The sequence below is a fragment of the Listeria costaricensis genome, assembly GCF_900183385.1.
Lineage (GTDB): Bacteria > Bacillota > Bacilli > Lactobacillales > Listeriaceae > Listeria > Listeria costaricensis.
Window position 1 is genome coordinate 115,116 of record NZ_FXUT01000004.1, and the last position, 23,111, is coordinate 138,226.

The following is a 23,111-nucleotide window of genomic DNA, read 5'->3' on the forward strand; positions in this document are numbered from 1 at the left end:
TTTTCACTTCCTAACATCAAAATAAAAAGTATCTTTTAGCCCCGAAACGCTGTCAGGACCTGCGTAAATTTCAAATGCACCACTATCGATGCGTTTTTCTTCGTTAAAATCAAAGTAAGCCAGATCGTCTTCCGTCAGTGTGAAGCGGACGGTTTTTTCTTCGCCAGCCGCCAGTTCCACTTTTTCAAAACGTTTCAACTCTTTGAGCGGACGGGAAATGTGAGCCACAACGTCACGCAGATACAGCTGAATGGTTTCTTTCCCAGCCACATCACCGGTATTTTTCACAGTAACAGCCACTTCAAGCGAATCGCCACTGTGCCAATCCTTCGTCGAAAGTTTCAAATCCTGATAGGCAAATGTCGTGTAGCTGAGCCCGAAGCCGAACGGGTAGAGCGGTTCGTTTGGAATATCCAAATATTTCGAGCTGTAATGCGGGTCGGCATCACTGGCAGTCACCGGACGCCCCGTATTGTGCCCATTATAGTAGACCGGAATTTGGCCCGTATTGTAAGGGAAACTCATTGGCAGTCGGCCACTTGGGTTCACATCACCGGAAAGCAGATCGGCAACCGCATGGCCGGCTTCTGTGCCCGGGAACCAGTGGATGATAATGGCATCTGCCAGCTCCTTGACATCGCGAATGTCGAGCGGTCGACTGTTGAAAATCAGTGCCACGACCGGTTTGCCAGTTGCTTTCAGGTCGCGAAGTAGGTCGATTTGTGCTTTCGGAAGGGTAATCTCCGAGCGGCTCGCTGCCTCGCCGCCCCATGCGGACGGTTCGCCGAGTGCGGCCACGATGACTTCTGCACCAGCCGCGGCTTCACTGATTGCTGTTAGTTCCGCAGCGGAGAATGCCAGTGGATCCTCGGTGCCGCGAATGCTGATGTGGCTGAAGCGCTCGTTCATGCCCGTTTCAAGCGTGACAGCTTCATCGCGCCGACCGCAGCATACCCAGCCGCCAAGCAGGTCGTCTGTTGCCGCAAATGGCCCAACAAGTGCAATCTTTCGTGACGCATCAAGAGGTAGGACAGCCCCATCATTTTTAAGTAAAACGGAAGACGCCGCCGCCGCCGTGCGGACCACTTGTCGATGCTCCGCAGATAAGGTTTTCTGTTCGCTCCGAGCCTGCAACCCGCGATAAGGATCTTCAAACAAGCCCAAATCGTTCTTCAGTTCCAAGACACGCATGACCGATTCGTCGACCAGTTGTTCGTCGATTTTGCCCGCTTCGATCAATTTTTCCAAGCCTTTTAAGTAATTTGTCGTCATCATTTCAATATCGAGACCAGCTTTGATGGCCAGTTCAGCCGCATCTTCCGGCGTTTCTGCAACACCGTGGTTGAAGAGCTCGCCAACCGATGCCCAGTCAGAAATCAACACGCCGTCAAAGCCCCAGTCGTCACGCAAAATTTCGCGCATCAAGTATTCATTTCCAGAAGCAGGGATCCCTTCAAAGAGGTTGAAAGAAGTCATCACCATCTTGGCGCCAGCTTCCAAGGCTTTCTGATATGCCGGCAAGTAGTCATTTTTCAATGCCTGCCGGGAAATATCCACCGTATTGTATTCACGGCCGCCTTCAGGAGCTCCATATGCCGCAAAGTGTTTCACGCAGGAAGCAATCCGGTCGAAGTCGTTTTTCAGATCATCGCCTTGATAGCCCTTGACGAATGCCGCCGCTAGTTCACCGTTCAAATAAGCGTCTTCACCCGTAGACTCAAGCACACGTCCCCAGCGTGGATCACGAACCAGGTCAGCCATTGGTGAGAATGTGACATGCGTGCCAGCTTCAGCAGCTTCCCGAGCCGCCATCTTGGCACAATCTTCCGCAACTTGCGGATCAAAACTTGCACCTACACCTAGTGGAATCGGAAACATCGTCCGAAAACCGTGGATCACGTCAGCCATGAATAGAAGCGGAATGCCTAAGCGGTTGTTTTCAAGATGCTTCTCCTGAATGGCGATTACTTCTTCCGCAGAGCCAGTACCAAGCGAACTGCCGATACTGTGCATTTCTTCAGACGTAAAGTCGCTTTTCTGTGCGATCAGCGGCCCGGTAGTTTCACCATTATTCAGCGCGCCCTCGAAGAAAGCGGGTACCAGCTGTTCAAGCTGACATACTTTTTCAGAAAGCGTCATTTTTCCAAGTAACGCTTCCAATTCTCTTTTTTCCATGAAAGAAATCCCTCCGATACTAAATGATCCTTTTATTTCACCGTTTCACAGCAAACATCCGCAAACGAGTAGTTTATAAAGTGAAACGTTTCTATTTTAGCGAATGATGCGTCCTTTTCTGATGGGCTTTGAGCATCATGCTCAGTACTTTGGAATAGGCGTAGGAGAAGATGATCCCCAGAATAACCGAACCGAATCCATAAACGAACAGACCTAGTAAAAGTACACTGTAATTCAAGTAGCGAATCATTAAAACTAGATTCCAGCTGGGATGATGCTTCTTCAAAATCAGTGCGATGACATCTACACTTGCAGCTGATCCCCCCGAAGAAAGGCAGCAGTAGTAACCGAAAGCGATGCAAATGATTGCGATCGCCAAATCAGGCACGATATTGATCGTCATACTAAAATCCAGACTGGCAAATAAATTAAAAAATAACAGATAGAATGAACTGCTGATGGTCGATTTGATAAACAGTTCCTTACTAACAAATAGGCAGAGCAATAAAATCACTACAGAGGCTATATTTGTAACAGCCGGCACGGAAAGTCCTGTTAATTTGGAGAAAATCAGTGCGATGCTTGTTACGCCGCCGTTGATAATATGATGAGGTACCATGAGCTTCGCATAGGCGAGCGCCATAATAGCGTTGCCCAGTGCGATTTTCAGGATACCTGCACCATGTTTTTTGAAGGAAGTGCCATCCATTCATCAAGTCCTCTTTTCTTACTTTATGCCTGTAACATTGAACCCTTTAAGGATGTATTTTTGGAAAACCAAGAAGATAATAATGATCGGAATGACCATAAAGGTTGCGCCCGCCATTTGTAGCGCGTAGTTGCTTGCGTGTTGTCCTTTTAGGAGTTGCAAGCCGACAGAAAGCGTATAGTATTTTTCATCGTTGGCAATGATCAAAGGCCATAGGAAGGAGTTCCATCCGGCGATAAATGTCAGAATCCCTTGCACAGCGAGAACTGGTTTGGAAATTGGTAGAATGATACGAGTGAAAATAAAGAATTCACTGGCACCATCTAGTCGAGCCGCTTCGAGCAGTTCATCTGAAATCGTCGACATAAACTGCCGGAATAGGAAGATACCGAATGCACCAACAAGGCCTGGCAGGGCAATCCCCATAAGCGTATTTGTTAGGCCCATTGCGTTAAGTTCCAAGTAAACCGGAATCATTGTCAATTGTCCAGGAATCATCATTGTTGCAAGTACGAGATAGAACAGGTAGCGACGGCCTTTGAATTTAAATTTGGCAAAGCCGTAACCTGCCATCGCACAGAAGAATAGCCCAATAAAGGACATGAAAACGACGAATAATGTGTTCCACAGATAGACACCGAAGTCCATTTCTGTGAATAGTTTTTTGAAATTCTCCAGTGTGAAATTATCCGGCCAAATGGTTGGTGGGATTTTCAGGATCTCTGCATCCGTTTTAAAAGAGGAGAGCAGCATCCAAACGAGCGGCAGTACCATTAAAATTCCGCCGAGTGTTAAAATTGTAATGACAACAGTCTTACTTTTCCAAGAATGTTTAAAAAGCATTTTGCGTACTCCTCTCTTTTAAATAGCGTTATCATCATGACGCTGTTGGAATTTGAATTGAATGATGGTAATCGTAATAATGATGATAAACAGAATGATCGACCCGGCCGACGCATACCCGAACTTGTTAAGCTGGAACCCGTTCTGGTAAATAAATAGCGCGGCTGAGGTGGTACTCCCGACTGGCCCGCCCTGCGTCATGATAAACGGTTCCTCGAAGAATTGCAGCCAACCGATCAATGTTGTGATCATAACGAAGAAGGTTGCAAAACGTAGACTTGGAATCGTAATGTTGACGAGACGGTTCCATTTGTTAGCGCCGTCAATAGCAGCTGCCTCGTAGTACTCTTTTGGAATTCCTTGAAGTGCAGCAAGGAAAATCAGCATGTTGACACCAATCCCCCGCCAAAGTGCCAAAATGATCAAGGAGATCTTGGCCATTGTTGGATCTTGCAGCCATGGAACAGGCCCTAAATCAAAGAATGACAGAATATAGTTCAAGAGACCAAAAGTAGGGTTGTACAGATAAAGCCATACAACGGAAACTGCGACAACGTTTGTAATGGATGGTGCATAGAAGATCAAACGGAAGAACCGGAAGATCCGTGCATCGGAAAAGTTGATCAAAAGGGCGATGCCGAGTGAGCAAACAATAACGAGCGGTACACCGATGATTACGTAAAAAGCTGTATTTCCCAGAGCTTGTAGGAATTGCGGATCTTTAAACAGGTTGACATAGTTTTCAAACCCGATAAAGCTGATATTTGAATAGTCGGCCAGTCCGAGCAAATCCATGTCGGTAAAGCTCATAAAAACAGCCAAAAAAATAGGCACCAATGAGAATAATAGCAAGAGGATCAATGCTGGTGCTATAAAAAAGTAAGGCGTTTTGCGATTAAGAAAAGCCTTCATGTTTTTCACTTCCTTCAAAAGGTTTCTTTGGAAGCAAGAGGTATTGATTTTGCATCAATACCTCTTACCAGTTATTTGTGTGTGATTATTTACTCAAAATTGTTTCAGCTTCCTGATTAAATTCTTTCATTGCCTTATCTACATCTTCGCCATTAACGGAGATTTGTTCCCAATATTTCTTGTAAGTTTCGCCAAGCTCTTCATATTGAGGGATTAGTGGCATTGGTTCAGAAGCTTCTAGTTGTTTTTGGAATACTTGATAGTTTGGATCGTCTTTGATTTCTTTGTAATCCCATGCTTCAACGTTTGCAGGAAGATTTTTTGTTTTATCAAGGTATTCTTTTTGTACATCTTTACCACTCAAGTAGTCGATCAATTTAAGAGCGTCTTCTTTATGGTCGCTGTATTTGAATACGGACAGGTTAGAACCACCAAGTACGGAAGTGTTGTTTGCAGATCCTTTAGGAAGTTCAGCAATTGCCCATTTACCATCAAGGTCAGGAGCTGTTGTTTGAAGCGTGTTAACCATCCAAGGTCCGCTGATGAACATTGGGAAAGTAGGATCGTCACCGCTGAATGCTTGTGTTAAATCAAGACCTAGATCTTGTTTAGGTGCAGCGCCGTCAGTAATGAAGCTATCTAGATATTTAATAGCATCTACAAATTCTTTTTGGTCAAATAGAGGTTTGCCGTCTTTAGAGATTAATTCAGAACCATTTTGACGACCGAACATGAATCCAAGTGAAAGTTCGTTAGGATCGATAACAAAGCCATATTTGTCATCTCCGCGTTTGCTTAGCTTAACAGCAGCATCGTGGAATTCGTCCCAAGTTGCAGGAGCGTGATCATAACCAGCTTCTTTTAAAATATCTGTACGATAGAAAAGGACGCGTGTTTCAGTGTACCAAGGAACACCGTAAGTTTTACCGTCAAATTGAGTCGTTTCAACAGCACCGTCATAGAAGTTTTCAGGTTTCATGTTGTCGCTGTCTTTTACTTCTTTGGAAATATCTTCAAGAGCGCCGGCTTCTACGAATTCAGCCATGTTTGTTGTCCCAACTTGAACAACATCTGGACCGGATTTAGAAGCGATTGCTGTTAACATTTTGTCATGTGCATTGTCCCAAGGAATAGCTTGGACTTTTACTTTGATACCAGTTTCTTCTGTGAAGCCTTTTACCAATTCTTTTGTAGCAGATGCTTCATCCCCCATTGCCCAGAAAACCAATTCGTCATCTGAGGATCCCTTGCTGTCACCAGAACTACCACATGCTGTTAGAAATAAACTCGATACTAGTGCAACTGCTAATACTGCAATCGAAAATTTCTTTTTCATGATTGACCTCCATCACTTTTTAATTATTATAAAACCTCATTGCCATGCCCTTTTATAGGCAATTTAAAATTTGTAGAAACGTTTCTATAAGAATTATACTACAGGGGTAGTCAAATTGGCAAGCGCTTTCTTTAATTTAATTTTAATTTTTTAAATGGCTCTGTTATGCGGTTTGTTGAGAAATATGGTTTTATAGCCTTACAAGAGCTTAAATTCTCATTAAAATAATTATTAAAAAATGGTGAAACGTTTTTGTTTGTGATATAATAGTAAAATAGTGGTAAAAGCGCTTACATAATAAATGAGGTGATCAAATGACTGTTTATCAAGGAATGTTCCGCTCGCAAGTTTTGGATTTAGAAACGCAGTTTTCGGCGATTATTCCAAAAAATCCGCGGGCGGTTCTTTATTTACTGCACGGGATGTCGGATGACCATTCAGCTTGGCTCCGGAACAGCAACATTGCGCGCTATGCAGAGGAGCACCAACTAGCCGTCTTTATGCCGAGCGTTCATCGCAGCTATTATACGGATATGGCAGATGGACTTCCTTATTGGACGTTTTTGACACAGGAATGGTATGAGGAGCTGCATCAGGAGTTCCGCTTGTCGAATAAGGAATTTGTGGCCGGCCTGTCGATGGGTGGATACGGTGCGCTCAAGTGGGGACTGAACTGGCCGCAGCGCTTTGCAGGGATCGTGGCCATGTCGGCAGCTGTAGATGTTCCGCGAATGCGTCGTGACTGGACGGAGCGTCAGGCGGAGTTCACCCGTATCTTTGGCACGAAGGAAGCGTTCGACGGTTCGGGGAATGATTTGTTCGCGTTACTGCAGCAAGAGGATCTGCCGCCAGTTTTGCAGATTTGCGGAACGGAAGACTTCCTATATAAGGATAATTTGAAATTTAAGCAGGCTGCTGAGGAAAATTTGACCGACTTTACTTTTATTGCGCGTCCGGGCGATCATGACTGGGCGTTCTGGGAAGCGGCGATTCAGACAGCACTCGATTGGATGGACGAAAGGATGGGAGAACATGTATAAAATAGCCACTTTTAATGTGCGATTTGATGATCAGGCTGACGAAATCAAAAGCTGGGCGTTTCGGGCACCGCTAGCTGAGCGGGTATTTCAAGAGGCGCAGTTCGATATTTGCGGCGTGCAGGAACCGCTGCTTTTTCAAATGGAGGACATGTGCCGATTTGGCGGTTTTGAATACTTTGGCGTTGGTCGCGAGGATGGAGACAAGGCGGGCGAGTTTACCGCTGTTTTATATAATGCGAAACGTTTCACAAAACTTCAAGATGGCCACTTTTGGCTTTCGGAGACACCGGAGCAGCCGTCCATTTATTCCGGCGCCATGTTTCCGCGCATTTGTGTGTGGGCGCAGTTGGAGGACCGCTCGACAGGTCGGGCATTTTTTGTTTTCAATACACACCTCAGCCACGTTTCCGAAGAGGCACGCTTGTTTGGAATGAGCTTGATTTTAGAGCGGCTACAGAAAATAGCGGCAGACCAGCCAGTGGTACTTATGGGCGATTTGAATACGGAGCCTGACACGCCTACATATGAAGCGATTTTGAAAGTTCTGCGGGATCCGCGGCTGGATGAGCAGATAACGCACGCGGGCCCAGCCGGAAGCTTCCACGATTTTGATCCGCTTCGCCCGGAAGAAGAGTTGGAAAAAATCGATCATCTTTTTGTATCGCCAGAATTTCATGTATTGAAATATGCAACACTCAAATTGGCCGGCGAAAAATACGGCGCATCGGATCATTTTCCGGTTGTGATTGAAGCTGATTTGAGATAATGAGCGGCTACAGCTGACGAACGATTTTGACCGCCGATATATTCATAGGAGAAATTCTCTTCTATTTGTGTGAATTGTGTTGGAAGCTGCTCAAATTGAATAGGTTGATTGGAAATAAAAAAACACCTTTTCTGCGCATAGAAAAGGTGTTTTTGCCATCTATTTATTTAAAAACGCGGAACCGATCTTCGTCAGCGATAAATTCTTTGTCACCAGGTTCAGTTGTCGGGTTACCAAACGGCAATTGCGCACGCAGGTTCCAGCTTGCCGGAATATCCCATTCAGCACGAACTGCGTCGTCGATTAGCGGATTGTAGTGTTGCAGGGAAGCACCAAGACCGGCTTCAGCAAGTGCAACCCACACAGAATGTTGCGCGATACCAGTCGCTTGTTCGGACCAGATTGGGAAGTTTTCAGCATATAGCGCAAAGTTTTCTTGTAGTCCTTTGATGACATTTTCATCTTCAAAGAAAAGAACTGTGCCATATCCAGCACGGAATGAAGCGATTTTTTCTTCTGTGGCAGAAAAGCTGTCAGCTGGAACGACTTTACGAAGTGCATCTTCCACGATATTCCAAAGCTTATCATGTTCACCGCCAAAAAGAATAACCGCACGGGAACTTTGAGAGTTAAAAGAAGATGGGCTATGTTTCACCGCTTCTTTGATAATTTCTTCAATTTCGTTTTCGGAACGAGTAATATTTTTGTCCAAAGCGTAAATGGAACGACGTGTTTTAATCGCATCTAAAAATGTAGTTGTCATAATTGAATTAGCTCCTTTATAATTGTTATTTACTTACTTAAGTATAGCGATATAATTTTAAAATGCAAGTAGTTTTTCTTCTCGAAATCACATGTAACCGCTATCTACGTTGGGGTTCTAAGCGAAAAAAATCTGTTATTCCGAGTTTTGTTATGAGATTTCCTGGCTATTAGAAGAATGAGAGATAAAAAACTTGCAAAATAGAACGTTTGTTCGTATAATAAAAATGAAAGAGGTGATCACAATGATTTTGGCATTTAAGACGATGGATGAAAAAAGGATAGACCCGGCACGACTAGAGAAGCGTCCGATTGTCGACCCGGCAGAACAAGAAAGTTTCTACATTACGCTTAAGGATGCAATCAAGCGCGAATGGCTCGTTCGCATCCGCTATTTTCTGGAAGCAGATCTGAATCAGCTTGTTTTGGCTCCCTTTGAATATCCAGAAATCTATCAGGGGATGGGGCAGATAGAAAAATTGGATGTCGTACCACTCGAAATGGACATTGTGACACAGGAAATTCTTTTTAAAGATGTTTTTGGGACGATTTATCCGATTCAATTTAGTGATTTAGTGGATATAGAGCTTTTATGACAACTGTTATTTTTAAAGGAAAATAACAGTTGTTTTTTTAGAGACCTTTCTTTATTTCGATTTTTATGATATAGTTGTCTAGACAATAATTGTCAATGCAATTATTTGGGAGTGTGAAAAGATGCGAGAATATTATGATGGTATTTCCTTTGCAACAACTCTTACAGGGAAAAAGATGCACCTTTTTTTAGCGCGTTATATAGCAGACTATGATGTAACACCTGAGCAGTGGTCTGTGTTGAACGTCATTCAACTGCAAGGCCCGCTTACGCAGAAAAAGATTGCCGAGCTGGTCGAAAAAGATACGCCAACTGTCAATCGAATCATTGATGTTCTGCTTCGCAAAGAATTAGTTCGTCGGGAATTGAGTGAGACAGATCGTCGTAAAACGTTCCTCAGTGTCACGGAAAAAGGCGATACAGAGGTAGCAGCACTGCGCCCTGTTATAGAAAAGGCTTGTGCACAAATGTTTGCTGGTCTTAATGAGGAACAACTTGAACAATATATGGCACTTCTTTCGCACATCACCAAAAATATCGAATAAAAGAGGGATTTGCTTGGAGGAAAACACAAAACTTTGGACAAAAAATTATGTCTTCTTATTGATCGGAAGTGTTTTGCTCTACGTTGGCTTCATGATCTTCATGCCGACACTTCCTGCTCAGATTTTAGCGCTGGGTGGTACACAAGTACAGGCGAGCCTTGCAGTAGGCTTGTTTTCAGTAGTGGCGCTTTTAACGCGGGCACTTGCTGGCGGTTGGAATGACCGTTTTGGTTCTAAGATACTTATTTTAATTGGCTTTGTTATTTTAATTTTATCAACCGCTAATTTTTATTTAGCTGGAACGGTTGCTTTATTGCTGGCTTTAAGGCTAGTACAAGGTGCCGGTTGGGGTATAGGAACAACATCGATTGCAACAGCGGTTTCGCTACTTGTACCACCCAGTCGAACTGGAGAAGGAATTGGCTTCTATGGTTTAACGACTGCGCTGGGTTTATCATTTGCTCCGATTATCGCCATCCTAATCATGAACTATTTTTCATTTAACACGTTGATTACTTTCTCGCTGGTGACACTTACGGCGGTTTTTTTATTGCTGACACAACTGAAAGTACCTCGTTCCAAGGCTTTACGTAAACCGCAAGAAAAACCAAAGATGATTGCTAAGTCGGCGCTTTTGCCAGCCTTCCTATGCTTCCTAATGGCGATTCCACTGGGTGGCATTCAGACCTTTATGATGATTTACGGTCAGGAAGAATTGAATATTTCCAGCAGCTGGATCTTTTTTGTCGGACAGGGCATCATGGTACTCGTTAGTCGACTGTTTGCAGGACGGCTCTACGATGAAAAGGGACATAAATATGTGATTCTGCCAGGCTTTGTGGCTATGGTTATCGGGATCATTCTGCTATCCTTCTCGGGTGGAGCAGGTATGTTATTTATTTCTTCTCTATTTTTTGGCCTTGGTTACGGCATGACACAGCCATCTTTGCAAGCACTTGCGATCGATCGGGCTGCGCCGCATGACAAAGGGGCTGCGAATGGGACGTTTCTTTCGGGCATGGATATTGGAATGGCGGTCGGAAGCTTTGGCCTCAGTATCATCGCAACTTTTTCCAGCTATGCTGTCATGTACCGAACTTCCATTATCGCGTTAATTGTATTTTTCATTATTTACTGGATTAAATTTTGCAGAAAACGGACTGTGTGACGATTTACTTCGAGCGCACAGCTCGTTTTTTTTATGGATAATTTGCTCGTGAAAATAACTTTTCGTTTTGGGGAAGTTTCTCTTTAAAAAAAATAGGAATCTGCTATAATAAACAAAAGCATAAAAAGACAGTCTTTTTGTTAAATTTGAAATATTGTTGTTTATTTCACAATAAGACAGTTAGAGACCGCTTAAAGGAAGGGGGCCGGAGCGAGAGCAACACAAGAAAGGCTCATAATCTCAACAAGATGTAGGAAAATTTTGCCAAGGAAATCAAGTGGAATATCAATTGGAACAGGAGAGATGATGAGTGAAGCGCGCATATAATTTTTCAGCAGGACCGGCAGTATTACCGGTACCAGTCTTAGAGCAAGTTCAAAAGGAGTTAATCTCTTATAAGGGGTCGGGAATGTCAGTAATGGAGCTGAGTCACAGATCGGCATTGTTTGAGGAAATAATTTCAGAAGCCGAAAGTTTGATTCGCGACCTGATGAAAATTCCGAATAATTACAAAGTACTTTTTCTGCAAGGTGGGGCGAGTCTACAATTTAGTGCCGTGCCAATGAATCTTGCCGCAGGGAAAAAGGCTTCTTTTGTAAATACCGGTTCATGGTCGAAAAAGGCAATCTCTGAAGCAAAAAAACTTTCAAATGTCGAAGTAGAAGTACTTGCTTCATCCGAGGATAAAAATTTCAGCTATATTCCTGAAATTCCTACCGTTTCAAAGGATTCGGCTTATCTTCACATCACAACGAACAATACGATTGAAGGAACCACTATCTGGAATCTTCCGGAAACAGGAGACGTGCCACTGGTTGCAGATATGTCTTCCAATATCTTGGCGAGCGTCTACGATACACAAAAATTTGGCCTGATTTACGCAGGGGCGCAGAAAAATATCGGACCAGCCGGACTTACACTTGTCATCGTGCGGGAAGATCTGATCGGTCGGGTGGCCGGGCTGCCGTCCATGTTGGATTACAAGGTGCAGGCGGATAATGATTCGCTGTACAACACGCCGCCAACATTTGCAATCTATGTGGCCAAGCTTGTTTTTGAATGGATTCGAGATCTTGGAGGTGTAGAGGCAATCGAGGCGATCAACCGCAAAAAAGCCGGCATTTTATATGATTATTTAGATACCTCCGAATTCTTCCGCTCGCCAGTTGACCCGCTATCCCGTTCGCTGACGAATATTCCGTTTGTTACTGGAAACAGCGACCTAGATAAAGCTTTTGTCAAGGAAGCCGAAGCAAAAGGATTTGTGAACTTGAAGGGGCACCGCTCGGTCGGTGGCATGCGTGCAAGTCTCTACAATGCTTTCCCAGTGGAAGGTGTCGAAGCGCTCGTCACTTTCATGGATGAATTTGCAAGAACTTATAAGGGGGGAGAAATTCATGTTTAATATTCAAACCTTTAATGCCATTGCGAAAGAAGGATTACAAACCTTTGACCTTGAAAAATATGTGATTGATGCGAACGAGCCGGCGGATGGAATTCTTCTGCGCAGCTATGACTTACATGCACATGCTTTTCCTGAATCCGTCAAGGCGATTGCCCGAGCTGGCGCTGGCGTGAACAATATTCCGGTTGAGGCATGTGCCGAGCAGGGAATCGTTGTTTTCAATACACCTGGAGCCAATGCCAATGCAGTCAAAGAGCTGGTTTTAGCAAGTTTATTTATGGCGGCTCGACCAATTATCGAAGGCAATGCCTGGGTGCAAAATCTGGAAGTGGACGAAAATATTGCGGCAGAGGTTGAAGCTGGTAAAAAAGCTTTTGCGGGCACAGAACTCGCTGGCAAACGCCTTGGAATCATCGGGCTGGGAGCAATTGGGGCACTTGTGGCCAATGATGCACTAGCGCTTGGCATGGAAGTGGTCGGCTATGATCCATACGTTTCGGTGGATACAGCTTGGCGAATTTCCAAAGAAGTCGAACGGGCGCTGACCATCGAAGAGATTCTGGCGACATGCGATTACATTACGGTCCACGTGCCGCTGCGTGATAACACACGTGAGATGTTCAATGAAGAGACATTGCGGATTCTGAAAAGCAATGCGGTCCTGTTGAACTTTTCACGCGGGGAGCTGGTAGATGAAGATGCGATCAGAGGCGCTTTGGATGAAGGCGTGCTGCGTCTCTATGTAACGGATTTTGCTTCACCCAGCTTAATGAACCAGCCGCAGATTCGTGTGCTGCCGCATTTGGGAGCCTCTACAGAAGAAGCTGAAACAAACTGTGCCAAGATGGCTGCCAAAGAATTGCAGTACTATTTGGAAACTGGCAGCATTAAAAACTCGGTCAATTACCCCAATGTGGAAATGCCTTATAATGGTCATCCGCGAATTGGCATCTGTCATCAGAACATCCCCAATATGGTGGGCCAGATCACCACGGTTTTGGCTGGCTATACGCTGAACATTATGGATATGACAAACCGCAGCAAGGGAGACTTTGCCTATACGCTGATTGATATTGATCAGGAAAATCAAGTGAAGCTGGATGAAATCAAACGTGAGCTTCAGGCTGTACAAGGCGTGCTTCGTGTGCGCGTCATCGAGCCGCTTGGTGTGACGATTAGTTAATTATTACCCGGGAAATAATGATAGCAGGGTCTTAAGCTGATAGAAACTTAAGACCCTTTTCACTTAAAAGGAGGAATAAGCGTGGTAAAAGTAAGACCGTTTAAAGCCGTGAGACCAAATGAAAAACAAGCAGAGAAAATAGCTTCTTTGCCATATGATGTACTGAATAGTGAAGAGGCACGGGAATTAGGCGATCAAAATCCTTATTCTTTTTTACATATCGACAAGGCGGAAATTGATCTTGATCCTACAATTTCACCTTATGCTGATGACGTATATCAGCAGGCGGCTGCCAATCTGCAAAAATTTCTTCAAAAAGGCTGGCTTCAAAAAGATGCGACGGCTGGTTTCTATATTTACGAGTTAACGATGAACGGCAGAGCACAGACGGGACTGGTGGCTGTGACATCGATCGATGATTATGCAGCCGGAACAATTAAAAAGCATGAATTTACACGAGAAGAGAAGGAACTCGATCGGATTCGACATGTGGATACCTGCGATGCGAATACAAGCCCGATTTTTCTGACCTATCGCGGAAAAGACAGCGTGAATGAGCAGATTGAAAAATGGAAAGTCGAGCATGAACCGATTTATGCCTTTGAAAGTTTTCACGAGGTAGCGCACCGGGTTTGGGCAATCACGGATGGAGAAGTGAATGGCGCGATCGAAGCCGAATTTGAATCGGTACCAGCGCTTTACATTGCCGATGGTCATCACCGCACAGAATCGGCCGTGAAGGTGGGTTTCAAGCGCAGAGAGCAGTATCCAGAAGCAGGTTCGGAGGCAGAATTCAATTATTTTCTTTCGGTCCTGTTTCCAAAAGAGCAGCTGGCAATTCTTGATTACAATCGAGTTGTGAACATTCCGTTAGCGGCAGATTTTATGGAACAATTAGAGGGGGCTTTCGATATTACGCCTGTTGGGAAAACGGCGTTCAAACCGGAAGCGCCTAAGCAAATCGGGCTTTATTTTGAGAAAGAGTGGTATAAGCTTGAAGCGAAGCCGGCCGTGATTCCAGATGATGTGATCGGTCAGTTGGATGTGTCGATTTTGCAGGAGCAGGTTTTAACCCCGTTATTCGGGATTGAAGATATTCGCCGTGATAACCGGATTGATTTTGTTGGTGGAATTCGAGGTCTGGGCGAGTTGGAGCGACTTGTGGATAACGGAAGCCATACGGTTGCTTTTGCAATGTACCCGACAACGATGGAAGATTTGCTGCGCGTAGCCGATGCGGGAGAAACGATGCCCCCCAAATCGACCTGGTTTGAGCCGAAACTGCTTAGTGGATTATTTATTCATGAGCTGGAAAGCAAATAGAGCGAGTGACCGCCTGAAAAACGGGTGGTCATTTTTTAATGGAAGTAGCCTGTGGATAACAAAAAAATCCGGCAAAACTATTGTTATCCACATGTGAATAAGTTAAAATAGAGGGGTAAATTTTTTAAAATGTGTAGATTACCTGTGGATATGTGGGTAATTTATCCATATAGATGCTGACAATTAGATTGCTTTGGTCAAAGCAGAGCGAACTGTTGCAGATAGCGTTTTATTGTGCCAATTTTTATTCGCACGCCAATTTTAGAGAGGTTCAGGTTTTCTGAGCGCTTTAGAGGAAAGGTGGTTTTTAGAATGGATTTTGATACTATCGCAGCTATCTCAACACCGCCTGGCGAGGGAGCCATTGCTATCATTCGGTTAAGCGGTGATGAGGCGATTCAAATAGCGGATCGTATTTTTTATGCCAAAAAACGGCTGAACGAGGCCGAAAGTCATACCATTCACTATGGACATATTAAAGAAAATAATGAAGTAATTGAGGAAGTCATGGTATCTGTCATGCGGGCGCCGCGAACGTTCACCCGTGAAGATGTTGTAGAAATCAACTGTCACGGCGGAATCGTTTCGGTCAATCGGGTTCTTCAGCTGCTTCTCAGGACGGGGGCGCGCTTAGCAGAACCGGGCGAATTTACCAAACGAGCTTTTCTGAACGGACGGATTGACCTTTCACAAGCAGAGGCTGTGATGGACTTGATTCGTGCCAAAACAGATCGGGCGATGGGCGTGGCGCTGCGGCAGATGGACGGCAATCTTTCACGACTGATTCGTAATTTGCGACAAGAAATCCTTGATGCGCTTGCCCAGGTGGAAGTCAATATCGACTATCCAGAATACGATGATGTGGAAGAAATGACCCAGCAAATGCTGCTTGAGAAAACTCGGCTCGTAAAAGCATCCGTTGAACAGTTGCTGCAAACGGCTCAGCAAGGGAAAATTCTGCGTGAAGGTTTGGCTACTGCCATCATCGGGCGGCCCAATGTCGGCAAATCATCGCTCCTCAATCAGCTGATTCAGGAAGATAAGGCCATCGTGACAGATATTGCCGGAACCACACGTGACATCATTGAAGAATACGTCAACGTTCGGGGAGTTCCGTTGCGGCTGATCGATACAGCTGGGATTCGGGAAACAGAGGACATTGTGGAGAAAATCGGAGTTGAACGGTCACGCAAGGCGCTGTCAGAAGCAGATTTTATTTTGCTAGTACTAAATCAGCATGAGCCGCTCACAAAAGAGGACTATGCGCTTTTTGAAGCAGCAAGCGGTCAGCAATTTGTTGTCGTGCTCAATAAAACCGATTTGGAGAGGGAAATGGATCTAGAGGAAGTTTACCGACTGGCAGGGGATCACCCGGTCGTTCTGACGTCGATGGTAGAGGAACAGGGCGCGATTCAGCTTGAAGAAGCCATTAAAAAGATGTTCTTTGAAGGCGAAATTGACGCAGGTGACGCAACCTATGTGTCGAATGTCCGTCATATCGCACTGCTCCATCAGGCTCAGGAGGCACTAGATGCAGTAATCAGCGGCGTAGATATGGGCATGCCGGTCGACATCGTGCAGATCGATATGACGCGTGCCTGGGACCTGCTCGGTGAAATTACCGGTGATTCTGTACAGGATGAACTGCTCGATCAACTTTTCAATCAATTTTGCCTTGGGAAATAACGAAGGAGATGTTTTAAAATTATGCAAGTCTATGAAGCAGGTCATTATGATGTGATCGTTGTTGGTGCAGGCCATGCCGGTGTTGAAGCAGGTCTTGCCAGTGGACGGATGGGTGCCAAGACGCTTATCCTGACGATCAATTTAGATATGGTAGCCTTTATGCCGTGTAACCCCTCAGTCGGCGGTCCGGCCAAAGGTGTCGTCGTCCGCGAAATTGATGCATTAGGCGGCGAAATGGGGCGCAATACGGATAAAACATACGTCCAAATGCGCATGCTAAACACGGGGAAAGGTCCAGCGGTGCGCGCGCTGCGTGCCCAATCCGATAAGTGGGACTATCAACACGAAATGAAGCATATGATTGAAAAAGAAGACAATATCACTTTGCGGCAGGGCCTTGTCGATCAACTCGTCATCGAAGACGGCACCTGTCGAGGCGTCATCACGAACGGCGGCGCCAAATATACCGCCGATGCAGTCGTCCTGACTACCGGCACTTTTTCACGCGGTGAGATCATTGTTGGCGAATTGCGCTACTCCAGCGGTCCCAACAACCAGCAGCCATCGATCAAGCTTTCTGAGCATTTGGAGGAGCTGGGCTTCGAGCTGCGCCGCTTCAAAACTGGTACACCGCCACGCGTGAAGTCGAGTTCGATCGACTACAGCCAGACGGAAGAGCAGCCGGGCGACGAGAAACCGCGGGCATTCAGCTATGAAACAGAAAAAATGGATCTGCCACAATTACCCTGCTGGCTGACCTACACAAATGAAGCCACACATGAGATTATAGGTGACAATCTGCACCGTTCGCCAATGTTCACAGCAACGAAAAAGGGGACAGGTGCACGCTATTGCCCATCCATTGAAGACAAGATTGTCCGTTTCAGTGACAAGCCGCGCCATCAAATTTTCCTTGAACCAGAAGGTCGCAACACCGAAGAGGTTTACGTTCAGGGGCTGTCGACTAGTTTACCGGAAGATGTGCAGGAAGCCATGCTACGGACACTTCCAGGACTTGCCAATGTCGAAATGATGCGAGTCGGCTATGCGATCGAATATGATGCCGTCATGCCGGATCAGCTTTGGCCATCACTTGAAACGAAACGGATTCCCGGTCTATTCACTGCCGGTCAGATCAATGGAACGAGCGGCTACGAGGAAGCAGCGGGGCAGGGGCTAATGGCCGGCATCAATGCTTGCCGAAAAGTCCAAGGCAAGGAACCAGTCATTTTGGGACGCGATCAGGCCTATATTGGCGTCCTAATCGACGATCTGGTCACAAAAGGAACCGAAGAGCCATACCGCCTACTGACTTCACGTGCAGAATACCGCCTGCTTTTGCGTCATGATAATGCAGACTTGCGTTTAACAGAAATCGGGCATGAAATCGGTCTGATCAGCGATGAACGCTATGCTCGTTTTATCCAGAAAAAAGAGCAGGTCGCAGAAGAAAAGCACCGCCTAGAAACCACTCGGATCAAACCGACACCAGCTGTTCAGCAAATGCTACGCGATCTTGGCTCGGCAGAATTGAAGGATGGCGTTCTGGCAGCTGATTTCCTCCGTCGCCCAGAAATGACTTACGAAAAAATCTGCGAAATTGTTCCACGTGAAACATCCGTCAGTCAAGATGTAGCGGAACAGGTGGAAATCCAGATCAAATATGAAGGATATATTGAAAAATCCTATCAACAAGTGGAAAAAATGAAGCGAATGGAAGACAAAAAGATTCCAGATAACATTGATTATGATGCAATCTTCGGACTGGCAACAGAAGCCGTTGAAAAGCTAAAAAAAATTCAGCCACTTTCAATTGCCCAAGCTAGCCGAATCAGCGGCGTCAACCCAGCCGACATTTCGATTCTACTTGTGTATATCGAGCAGGGGAAAATTGCGAAGATACGTTAAAAAATGATATTTTTACGAGAAAACTTAACTTTATAATAATGATGAGGAATTGTTTTATTTCATCTCGCTGATTTGGTAAAATAAACTTAGAATAAGCGAGATGGGATGAAACAAATATGCAAATAGTGGATGTGTCTGATTGGCAAGAAGTCGATATTTGGACGACAGGGAAGCGAGTGAAAACTTGGCTTGAGAAGGATAGAACGCGTTATCTTTTTAAAATTCCTAAAACTTCGGGTGAAATCACAGCAGAAATGGCGGCTTACTTGATCGGAACAAACTGCTATAAGCTGCACCTTCCTGAAACATACATTGCTATAAAAAACGAACAATATGGTACACTATCGAAAAACTTTGTTAACAAAAATGCCAATGTTGAATTTATAGAGGCAGGAGACTACTTTTTCCAGAAGGATCCCTCATTTGATCCGACAGATTTGTCGAAATATCAAATAAAAACAGCCATTGAATTTATGGAGGACATGTGTTTAAAACGTCCTTTTTACGAAATGCTGTTATTTGATTATCTGATTGCTAATCAAGATCGTCATGCGGAAAACTGGGGTATTTTGATCAACAATAGGAACCAAAAGTATTTGGCACCAATTTATGACAATGGCTCTTCGTTATTTAATGGCTTATCTGAATAGGATATAACAGCGTATTTGACTGATGAGAGGCGGTTTCAGGCCTATACAAATCGTGCCAAATCATTATTTACGATAGACGGTCAAAAGAAGAAAGTAAAATATATAGAATTATTGAGATATCTGCAAAAAGAAGATGGCAAATGTTTTCAACAAGCACTGGGCACTTTTGAAAATACTACTTACGAAGGTATAAATCAGCTTCTTAAAAAAATAGATGGCAGCTTTCTATCGAAAGATCGTCGACATCTTATTGCAAAACTAATTTGCTATCGGTATTCCATATTAAATAGAATGGAGGGATGATCATGCAAAGCCAATTGTGCTTATTATGGCAGAACTGTCAAACAAGACAATGGTATCATGTGGGAACATTGTTTCAACAAACGAGTGGATCGTATATTTTTAGATATGAAACTTCAAAAAAACATCGTGGGCTAAATGAGGCCTTGCAAAATGGTTATAAAGTGCATCCGTCCTTCCCGGATATTGATAAGGTTTATACGTCCGAAAATTTATTTAGTGCATTTTCAAGACGGATTCCAGATCGTCGGCGTCCAGATTATCAGCTTCTTTTCAAAAATTTGGGCATCACAGAAAAAAGCTCTACTTATGAAGTGTTAAAAGTAACAGGTGGAAGTTTAAATTCAGACGCCTATGAATTTGTTCAGCCAATTAAAATGGAAGGGCAGCATTTTGAATTAGCTTTCTATTTGAGGGGTTGGAGACATTACAATGATCAAAATGAAAAGATTCTTCAAACGGATTGTCTAACCTTTCAAAGAGATACAGCCAACAAACACGATATGTATGCAGTTCAGGTATACAAAAATAAAGAAAAGATCATTGGATACGTGCCAGCGTTCTATTCTCAGTTCATGTCGAAAGTTTTAGAGGAGAATGGCACATATAAAATGACAGATATCAAGTTTGATTCTAAAGCATTTTCTCACTATAAACTTAAGATTTCGCTTGAAGGTGAGTTGGGGCAAAAAGAATGGTTACAAAATAAAGATGATCTATTAGTTATGCAAGTTTAGCTATACTTCCATAATGGTGGTATAGTTTTTTTATGATATTTTATAAAAGGAGAAGATTCAATGAACCCGGAACAATTCAAACAAGCCCTGGCAGAAAAGGGAATCGAGCTGAACAACACGCAAATGGCCCAGTTTGACCACTACTATCAGCTGCTTGTGGAATGGAATCAAAAAATGAATTTAACAGCCATTACGGAAAAGCAGGAAGTCTATTTGAAGCATTTCTATGATTCTGTCAGTGCGGCCTTTTTCATGGATTTCACCAAAGTGGAAACCATCTGTGATGTGGGATCGGGGGCAGGTTTTCCTAGCATTCCGCTCAAAATTTGCTTCCCGCATTTAAAAATCAGTATTGTCGATTCGCTCAATAAACGCATTACTTTTTTGCATACGCTGGCGGAAAAATTAGGCCTCGAACAGACAGCTTTTTACCACGATCGCGCCGAGAATTTTGGTCAAAATAAGCAGCATCGGGCAAGCTTCGATCTTGTCACAGCGCGTGCGGTGGCTCGGATGAGTGTATTGTCGGAACTGTGCATGCCGCTGGTCAAAAAAGACGGGATTTTCCTAGTCATGAAAGCCGCACAGGCGGAGGAAGAGCTACAAGTCGCGCAAAAAGCGATCACACTTTTAGGCGGAAAATTAGAAGAAAAATTTGCGTTTCAACTGCCGCTTGAAGGAAGCGACCGCTACATCTATACGATTCGCAAAACAAAGGAAACACCGAATAAATATCCGCGCAAAGCAGGAACGCCCAATAAACAACCGATTGAATAATGTTTTTCTTGGCAAATTCTGCTAAAATAAAAGGTAGTATCGCAAAATGCAGGCTTCTGCCCATCCAGAATGCAGAAGATGTACCGCGAACGTAAGAACTCTGGAGAGGGAGGACCTTCATGGCTTTTTCACTATTTGGAAAGAAAGATAAAAATAAAGAAACAGAACTGAATCTCGAAGACGTGAAGCAACAAGTGGAAGAGTTACCGCTTGATCAAATTTTGCCCAATCAATTCCAACCGCGCTCCATTTTCAATCAGGAAAAAATCGAGGAGCTGGCTGAAACAATTAAGGTTCATGGCGTGATTCAGCCTATCGTTGTCCGAGAAATCGAACCGACTGGCTATGAAATTATTGCGGGCGAGCGTCGCTATCGTGCGGCGGTGCACCTTCAAATGGAAAAAATCCCGGCGATCATTCAAAATTTTGATGATGATGAAACTGCGGCCATCGCCTTGATCGAAAATTTGCAACGCGAACAGCTGACGCCAATCGAAGAAGCCAAAGCGTATCAAAGTCTACTCAGTATGCGCGATGTCACACAGGAAGCCTTGGCCAAACAAGTCGGTAAAAGTCAATCGGCTGTTGCCAATAAATTGCGGTTACTCAGACTTCCGGTAGCAGCGCAGGAAGCCGTCCTTGAAAAAACAATTTCCGAACGTCACGCGCGTTCACTTTTAGCACTCGAAACAGAAAAAGAACAGCTTGCCGTTTTAAAAGAAGTGGTGGACAACCATTGGAATGTGAAGCAAACAGAAGAGCATATTCGCGAAATTCTAACAGCGGAAACGGTGGAAGAAGCACCACAAAAAGCGAAAAAGCCGAAGAAAATCGCGATTAGTAAGGATGTTCGGATTGCTGTCAATACGATCAAACAATCCGTCTCGATGATCAAAGACAGCGGCATGGATTTAGACGTACAGGAAGAAGAAGAGGAAGACTACTTCAAGATCACCATCCAGATTCCAAAAAAGAAATAAAGGGGTCAACTACTAGATGAAATTTTTAAAAATATTATGGCAGATATTGGGCATTTTATGTTCTCTGCTGGTTTTACCATTATTTGTATCGGCCATTACAGGCGGCATCATGCAGCTTGAACCATCACTTTTTGTGTACTTTTTCATGTACCCAATATTGACGAGTGCCCAAGTAGCGCAGGATTCCGGCAGCTTGATGGGGATTCTCAATATGGCGATGGGCTATGCGGCCTATCTGATTACTGCTATTTATATGGTTTATGCTTTCCGTAGGGTCAAAGGCTGGTATAAAAAAGCGAAGCAATTTGATGCAGAACACAAACACTGAATCGAAATAAATTCCGGTTCAGTGTTTTTCTTTGCCTGAATGCAGGTTGAAGAGGGGATTTAAGGGTATATTAAGAGTGAAATTGCACATTTTGCTAGTTACGGGGTGCAATTTGGCTGTAAAAAAAGTAAAATAAAGAGGTAAACATAAGCGAAGGAGGTAGCGGGGGCGTTTAGGAGTGCTATCCGCGAAAGATATGGCTAAAATTATTTTTGTGAAAGATGAGAAGGATACGTTGCAGGCTTATGATTTCATTCATGATCTGATCATTAATGAACCGCTTATGGCAACAATGTTGATGCAAGGGCTTTTTCAGCTCGAGAAGGCAGAAACACGGAAATTAAGTACAGGTAAACAGATCACGCCGGACATTCATCTTCTGATCGGTAAGAGTCAGGCGTATTCCCTTGAAACTGTGCGTATTGAAGCATCCGCCGACCGTCCGATCCATGAAATGAAGATTCATTTTAAAGATAAAAACTGTCGATTGATTTTCTTTACAGCTTTTTCAAAAACAGAGACTTATTATTGCTTTGTGAAAGGCTATTTTAAAGATAAAAATCCCTTTACAGATAAAATGGGGACGTATCGCGAGGAGGCCAAGCGTGTCTTTTTGCGCCAAATCGATTCTTCGCTTCAAGTGGCCGATCAGGAACACAGCTTTGAGTCTTTAAAAGAGCTGGCTTGGAAAAATGAAGGCATCGTGCATTACTTGGACAGCTTTTCCGCTAGCTTGGGACAGCATATTTTTGAAAAACGGATGGCACATAAATGGTCTCAAATGGATTTGGCATTGAAATCTGACTTGGCACCAGTGATTATCGCCCGTATCGAAGCAGGAGATCCAGATTTAACGCTTCGCATGTATCAAAAAGCAGGTTCGACGCTAGGAATAAGAAACGTATTTTTGAAAGATAACGAACGATAAAAAAACAGCCGCTTTCTTTTATTGGAAGGCGGCTTAATTGTAGATAAAGGACAAA

At 44.2% G+C, this 23,111-nt stretch carries 22 protein-coding genes; 16 read left to right on the plus strand and 6 right to left on the minus strand.

What is annotated here, in order from left to right:
- Positions 1–3 precede the first annotated feature (3 nt).
- The 5 genes from CS921_RS03690 to CS921_RS03710 all read right to left on the minus strand — a co-directional run bounded on the left by CS921_RS03690 (position 4) and on the right by CS921_RS03710 (position 5,975).
- Positions 4–2,175 carry a glycoside hydrolase family 3 N-terminal domain-containing protein gene (locus tag CS921_RS03690; RefSeq protein ID WP_099221703.1) on the minus strand — a complete coding sequence of 724 codons (2,172 nt, stop codon included), beginning with the start codon at positions 2,173–2,175 and terminating at the stop codon, positions 4–6.
- A gap of 91 nt (positions 2,176–2,266) precedes the next feature.
- Positions 2,267–2,884, minus strand: a complete 618-nt coding sequence (locus CS921_RS03695; RefSeq protein WP_099221704.1) for a YitT family protein — start codon at positions 2,882–2,884, stop codon at positions 2,267–2,269.
- Between the two features lie 18 nt (positions 2,885–2,902).
- A complete protein-coding gene (locus CS921_RS03700) occupies positions 2,903–3,727 on the minus strand; it encodes a carbohydrate ABC transporter permease (protein ID WP_099221705.1) in 825 nt (274 codons plus the stop codon).
- 18 nt (positions 3,728–3,745) lie between these two features.
- Positions 3,746–4,639, minus strand: coding sequence for a carbohydrate ABC transporter permease (locus CS921_RS03705; RefSeq protein WP_099221706.1), 894 nt, complete (start codon positions 4,637–4,639; stop codon positions 3,746–3,748).
- 85 nt (positions 4,640–4,724) lie between these two features.
- Positions 4,725–5,975, minus strand: coding sequence for a sugar ABC transporter substrate-binding protein (locus CS921_RS03710; RefSeq protein WP_099221707.1), 1,251 nt, complete (start codon positions 5,973–5,975; stop codon positions 4,725–4,727).
- A 314-nt stretch (positions 5,976–6,289) separates the two neighbouring features.
- Between CS921_RS03710 and CS921_RS03715 the strand changes: the two genes are divergently transcribed.
- The gene (locus CS921_RS03715; protein ID WP_099221708.1) at positions 6,290–7,015 is read left to right on the plus strand and encodes an alpha/beta hydrolase; all 726 of its coding nucleotides are present in this window, start codon (positions 6,290–6,292) and stop codon (positions 7,013–7,015) included.
- Positions 7,008–7,781 (plus strand): endonuclease/exonuclease/phosphatase family protein, encoded by a 774-nt coding sequence (locus tag CS921_RS03720; protein ID WP_099221709.1) that lies wholly within the window; start codon positions 7,008–7,010, stop codon positions 7,779–7,781. The genes CS921_RS03715 and CS921_RS03720 overlap by 8 nt, the downstream gene beginning before the upstream one ends.
- A 163-nt stretch (positions 7,782–7,944) precedes the next feature.
- Here the strand turns inward: CS921_RS03720 and CS921_RS03725 are convergent, their stop codons facing one another.
- A complete protein-coding gene (locus CS921_RS03725) occupies positions 7,945–8,544 on the minus strand; it encodes a nitroreductase family protein (protein ID WP_099221710.1) in 600 nt (199 codons plus the stop codon).
- 235 nt (positions 8,545–8,779) lie between these two features.
- On the opposite strand from CS921_RS03725, the gene CS921_RS03730 reads away from it, so the two are divergent.
- From CS921_RS03730 to CS921_RS03800, 14 genes are all read left to right on the plus strand, one after another.
- Positions 8,780–9,139 carry a hypothetical protein gene (locus CS921_RS03730; RefSeq protein ID WP_420843736.1) on the plus strand — a complete coding sequence of 120 codons (360 nt, stop codon included), beginning with the start codon at positions 8,780–8,782 and terminating at the stop codon, positions 9,137–9,139.
- 121 nt (positions 9,140–9,260) lie between these two features.
- Entirely contained in the window at positions 9,261–9,683 is a 423-nt protein-coding gene (locus CS921_RS03735) for a MarR family winged helix-turn-helix transcriptional regulator (RefSeq protein WP_099221712.1), read from the plus strand.
- 13 nt (positions 9,684–9,696) lie between these two features.
- Positions 9,697–10,851: an MFS transporter gene (locus CS921_RS03740; RefSeq protein WP_099221713.1), complete on the plus strand. Its 1,155-nt coding sequence runs from the start codon at positions 9,697–9,699 to the stop codon at positions 10,849–10,851.
- Positions 10,852–11,161: 310 nt separating this feature from the next.
- Complete coding sequence (gene serC, locus CS921_RS03745; RefSeq protein ID WP_099221714.1) at positions 11,162–12,256, plus strand: 3-phosphoserine/phosphohydroxythreonine transaminase; 1,095 nt, start codon at positions 11,162–11,164, stop codon at positions 12,254–12,256.
- On the plus strand, positions 12,249–13,439 hold the full coding sequence (locus tag CS921_RS03750) for a phosphoglycerate dehydrogenase (RefSeq protein ID WP_099221715.1): 1,191 nt from the start codon (positions 12,249–12,251) through the stop codon (positions 13,437–13,439). The genes serC and CS921_RS03750 overlap by 8 nt, the downstream gene beginning before the upstream one ends.
- A gap of 81 nt (positions 13,440–13,520) precedes the next feature.
- Positions 13,521–14,762, plus strand: a complete 1,242-nt coding sequence (locus CS921_RS03755) for a DUF1015 domain-containing protein (RefSeq protein WP_099221716.1) — start codon at positions 13,521–13,523, stop codon at positions 14,760–14,762.
- Positions 14,763–15,074: 312 nt separating this feature from the next.
- The gene (mnmE, locus tag CS921_RS03760; RefSeq protein WP_099221717.1) at positions 15,075–16,448 is read left to right on the plus strand and encodes a tRNA uridine-5-carboxymethylaminomethyl(34) synthesis GTPase MnmE; all 1,374 of its coding nucleotides are present in this window, start codon (positions 15,075–15,077) and stop codon (positions 16,446–16,448) included.
- Positions 16,449–16,469: 21 nt separating this feature from the next.
- Positions 16,470–18,356, plus strand: coding sequence for a tRNA uridine-5-carboxymethylaminomethyl(34) synthesis enzyme MnmG (gene mnmG, locus CS921_RS03765; protein ID WP_099221718.1), 1,887 nt, complete (start codon positions 16,470–16,472; stop codon positions 18,354–18,356).
- A gap of 116 nt (positions 18,357–18,472) precedes the next feature.
- Positions 18,473–19,006, plus strand: coding sequence for a HipA domain-containing protein (locus tag CS921_RS03770; RefSeq protein ID WP_099221719.1), 534 nt, complete (start codon positions 18,473–18,475; stop codon positions 19,004–19,006).
- 305 nt (positions 19,007–19,311) lie between these two features.
- The gene (locus CS921_RS03780) at positions 19,312–20,043 is read left to right on the plus strand and encodes an HIRAN domain-containing protein (RefSeq protein ID WP_162921686.1); all 732 of its coding nucleotides are present in this window, start codon (positions 19,312–19,314) and stop codon (positions 20,041–20,043) included.
- Positions 20,044–20,103: 60 nt separating this feature from the next.
- Positions 20,104–20,820: a 16S rRNA (guanine(527)-N(7))-methyltransferase RsmG gene (gene rsmG / locus CS921_RS03785; RefSeq protein ID WP_099221722.1), complete on the plus strand. Its 717-nt coding sequence runs from the start codon at positions 20,104–20,106 to the stop codon at positions 20,818–20,820.
- Between the two features lie 119 nt (positions 20,821–20,939).
- The gene (noc, locus tag CS921_RS03790; protein ID WP_099221723.1) at positions 20,940–21,800 is read left to right on the plus strand and encodes a nucleoid occlusion protein; all 861 of its coding nucleotides are present in this window, start codon (positions 20,940–20,942) and stop codon (positions 21,798–21,800) included.
- Positions 21,801–21,816: 16 nt separating this feature from the next.
- Positions 21,817–22,128 carry a hypothetical protein gene (locus CS921_RS03795; protein WP_099221724.1) on the plus strand — a complete coding sequence of 104 codons (312 nt, stop codon included), beginning with the start codon at positions 21,817–21,819 and terminating at the stop codon, positions 22,126–22,128.
- A gap of 196 nt (positions 22,129–22,324) precedes the next feature.
- Positions 22,325–23,056: a helix-turn-helix domain-containing protein gene (locus CS921_RS03800; protein WP_099221804.1), complete on the plus strand. Its 732-nt coding sequence runs from the start codon at positions 22,325–22,327 to the stop codon at positions 23,054–23,056.
- Positions 23,057–23,111 lie beyond the last annotated feature (55 nt).